4 protein-coding genes are annotated in these 3352 nt (G+C 65.0%); all 4 read left to right on the top strand.

Going from position 1 to position 3352, the window contains the following annotated elements; translation table 11 throughout:
* The coding region (locus DIE16_RS36090; RefSeq protein ID WP_148095406.1) for a branched-chain amino acid ABC transporter permease at positions 1-768 on the top strand (768 nt) is incomplete at its 5' end.
* 19 nt (positions 769-787) lie between these two features.
* Positions 788-1957, top strand: a complete 1170-nt coding sequence (locus tag DIE16_RS36085; RefSeq protein WP_124894415.1) for an ABC transporter permease subunit — start codon at positions 788-790, stop codon at positions 1955-1957.
* 23 nt (positions 1958-1980) lie between these two features.
* Positions 1981-2757, top strand: coding sequence for an ABC transporter ATP-binding protein (locus tag DIE16_RS36080; protein ID WP_044845603.1), 777 nt, complete (start codon positions 1981-1983; stop codon positions 2755-2757).
* On the top strand, positions 2757-3352 hold a 596-nt coding region (locus DIE16_RS36075), incomplete at its 3' end, for an ABC transporter ATP-binding protein (protein WP_148091657.1). The genes DIE16_RS36080 and DIE16_RS36075, both read left to right, overlap by 1 nt.

The following is a 3352-nucleotide window of genomic DNA, read 5'->3' as shown; positions in this document are numbered from 1 at the left end:
CCCGGACTCGGCAACGTCGCGACGCTGACGATCGGCCTTGGCATCGCCGCCGTCGTCTGCGCGTGCGTGGGCTACACGATCGAGCGGGTCGCGTACCGGCCGCTGCGCCGCGCGCCGCGTCTCGCGCCGCTGATCACCGCGATCGGCGTGTCGATCCTGCTGCAGACGGCCGCGATGATCATCTGGTCGCGCAACCCGCTGCCGTTCCCGCAATTGCTGCCGACCGATCCGATCAACGTGATCAAGGCGACCGACACGACGCCCGGCGCCGTGATCTCGGTCACCGAAATCGTGATCATCGCGGTGGCGTTCATCGTGATGGCAGGCCTCTTGCTGCTCGTGCACAAGACCAAGCTCGGCCGCGCGATGCGCGCGATCGCCGAAAGCCCGAACACCGCGAGCCTGATGGGCGTGAACCCGAACTTCGTGATCTCGGCGACGTTCATGATCGGCTCCGCGCTCGCCGCGCTGGCCGGCGTGATGATCGCGTCCGAATACGGCAACGTGCACTTCTACATGGGCTTCATCCCCGGCATGAAGGCGTTCACCGCGGCGGTGCTCGGCGGGATCGGCAACCTCGGCGGCGCGATGGTCGGCGGCGTGGTGCTCGGCCTGATCGAGCAGCTCGGCGCGGGCTACATCGGCAACCTCACGGGTGGCGTGTTCGGCAGTAACTACCAGGACGTGTTCGCATTCATCGTGCTGATCATCGTGCTGGTGTTCCGTCCGTCGGGCCTGCTGGGCGAACGTGTCGCGGACCGCGCGTAACGGAAGGGGAGCAAACAACATGACATCCATTCAACCGATCGAATCCTCGACGTCGCTCGTCGAAGAACGCAACACCGCCAAGACCGTCGTCATCGGCATCCTGACCGCGGCCTTCGTGATCGCGGCGCCGATCATCATCGGCTCGGCAGGCGGCAACTACTGGGTCCGCGTGCTCGACTTCGCGATGCTGTACGTGATGCTCGCGCTGGGCCTGAACGTGGTGGTCGGCTTCGCCGGCCTGCTCGACCTCGGCTACATCGCGTTCTACGCGGTGGGCGCGTACACGGCGGCACTGCTGAGCTCGCCGCACCTGACCTCGCAGTTCGAGTGGATCGCGGCGCTCGCGCCGAACGGCCTGCACATCCCGTTCCTGATCATCGTGCCGATCGCGATGGCGCTGGCGGCGACCTTCGGGATCCTGCTCGGCGCGCCGACGCTGCGCCTGCGCGGCGACTACCTGGCGATCGTGACGCTCGGCTTCGGTGAAATCGTCCGGATATTCATGAACAACCTCGACCGTCCGGTGAACATCACCAACGGCCCGAAGGGGATCACGGGCATCGATCCGGTGCACGTCGGCAGCTTCAACCTGTCGCAGACGCACTCGATCTTCGGCTTCCAGCTGCCGTCGGTCTACATGTACTACTACCTGTTCGTGCTCTGCGCGCTGCTGGTGATCTGGGTCTGTACGCGCCTGCAGCACTCGCGTATCGGCCGCGCATGGGCCGCGATCCGCGAAGACGAAATCGCCGCGAAGGCGATGGGCATCAACACCCGTAACGTGAAGCTGCTCGCATTCGCGATGGGCGCGTCGTTCGGCGGCCTGTCGGGCGCGATGTTCGGTGCGTTCCAGGGCTTCGTGTCGCCCGAGTCGTTCACGTTCTGGGAATCGATCGTCGTGCTGGCGTGCGTGGTGCTCGGCGGCATGGGCCACATCCCGGGCGTGATCCTGGGCGCGGTGCTGCTCGCGATCTTCCCGGAATTCCTGCGTTCGACGATGAGCCCGCTGCAGCACGCGATCTTCGGTCACGACATCGTCGACACCGAAGTGATCCGTCAGGCGCTGTACGGCCTCGCGATGGTGATCATCATGCTGTATCGCTCGGAAGGCCTGTGGCCGGCGCCGAAGCATGAGGACAAGATCGCGAAACTGGCGAAGCGCAACAGCAAGAAGCCGGTGCGCGCTTAACCAACGGACAAGGGGATACACACATGAGCGACAAGCAAATCCGACTGTCCGTCTCGGGCGTGAACAAACGCTTCGGCGGGCTGCAGGCACTGTCCGACGTCGGCCTGCAGATCAAGGAAGGCGAGATCTACGGCCTGATCGGCCCGAACGGCGCCGGCAAGACCACGTTCTTCAACGTGATCACGGGCCTCTACACGCCGGACTCCGGCGAGTTCAAGCTCGACGGCACGGAATACAAGCCGACCGCGGTGCACCAGGTCGCAAAGACGGGCATCGCACGCACGTTCCAGAACATCCGCCTGTTCGGCGGGATGACGGCGCTGGAGAACGTGATGGTGGGCCGCCACGTGCGGACCAAGCACGGCCTGCTGGGCGCGGTGTTCCAGACGCCGGCCGAGCGCCAGGAAGAGCGCGAGATCAAGGAACGCGCGATCGAGCTGCTCGAGTACGTCGGCGTGCTGCAGTACGCGGACTACACGTCGCGCAACCTGTCGTACGGCCACCAGCGCCGGCTGGAAATCGCGCGCGCATTGGCGACCGACCCGAAGCTGCTCGCGCTCGACGAGCCGGCGGCCGGGATGAACGCGACCGAGAAGGTCGAACTCACGCGCCTGCTCGACAAGATCCGCTCCGACGGCCGTACGATCCTGCTGATCGAGCACGACGTGAAGCTCGTGATGGGATTGTGCAACCGGATGACGGTGCTCGATTACGGCAAGGTGATCGCCGAGGGTCTGCCGCAGGACGTGCAGAAGAATCCGAAGGTGATTGAGGCATATCTCGGCGCAGGGGTGCACTGATGGCAGCGGCAATGTTGAAAATCAAGGGCTTGCAGGTCAACTACGGCGGCATCCAGGCCGTCAAGGGCGTTGACATGGAAGTCCGCCAGGGCGAGCTGGTGACGCTGATCGGCGCGAACGGCGCGGGCAAGACCACGACGATGAAGGCGATCACGGGTCTCAAGCCGTATTCGGCGGGCGACATCGAGTACGACGGCAAGTCGATCAAGGGCGTGCCGTCGCACGAGCTGCTCAAGCGCGGCCTCGCGATGGTGCCGGAAGGTCGCGGGATCTTCGCGCGGATGTCGATCATCGAGAACATGCAGATGGGCGCGTACCTGCGCAACGACAAGGAGCAGATCAAGCAGGACGTCGACCGGATGTTCGGCTTCTTCCCGCGGCTGAAGGAGCGTGCGACGCAGCTCGCGGGCACGCTGTCGGGCGGTGAGCAGCAGATGCTGGCGATGTCGCGCGCGATCCTGTCGAAGCCGAAGCTGCTGCTGCTCGACGAGCCGTCGATGGGCCTGTCGCCGATCATGGTCGAGAAGATCTTCGAAGTGGTGCGCGAGATCTCGAAGGAGGGCATCACGGTGCTGCTGGTCGAGCAGAACGCGCG

The sequence above is a fragment of the Burkholderia sp. Bp9090 genome (assembly GCF_003857985.1).
Lineage (GTDB): Bacteria > Pseudomonadota > Gammaproteobacteria > Burkholderiales > Burkholderiaceae > Burkholderia.
The sequence above is the reverse complement of the archived record's forward strand: the minus strand, read 5'-3'. Positions and strand labels throughout refer to the sequence as shown.

Excerpts from the sequence above, each read along its gene's own strand:
- DIE16_RS36085 (WP_124894415.1), top strand. The coding sequence starts at position 788 with ATGACATCCATTCAACCGATCGAATCCTCGACGTCGCTCGTCGAAGAA.
- DIE16_RS36080 (WP_044845603.1), top strand. The coding sequence starts at position 1,981 with ATGAGCGACAAGCAAATCCGACTGTCCGTCTCGGGCGTGAACAAACGC.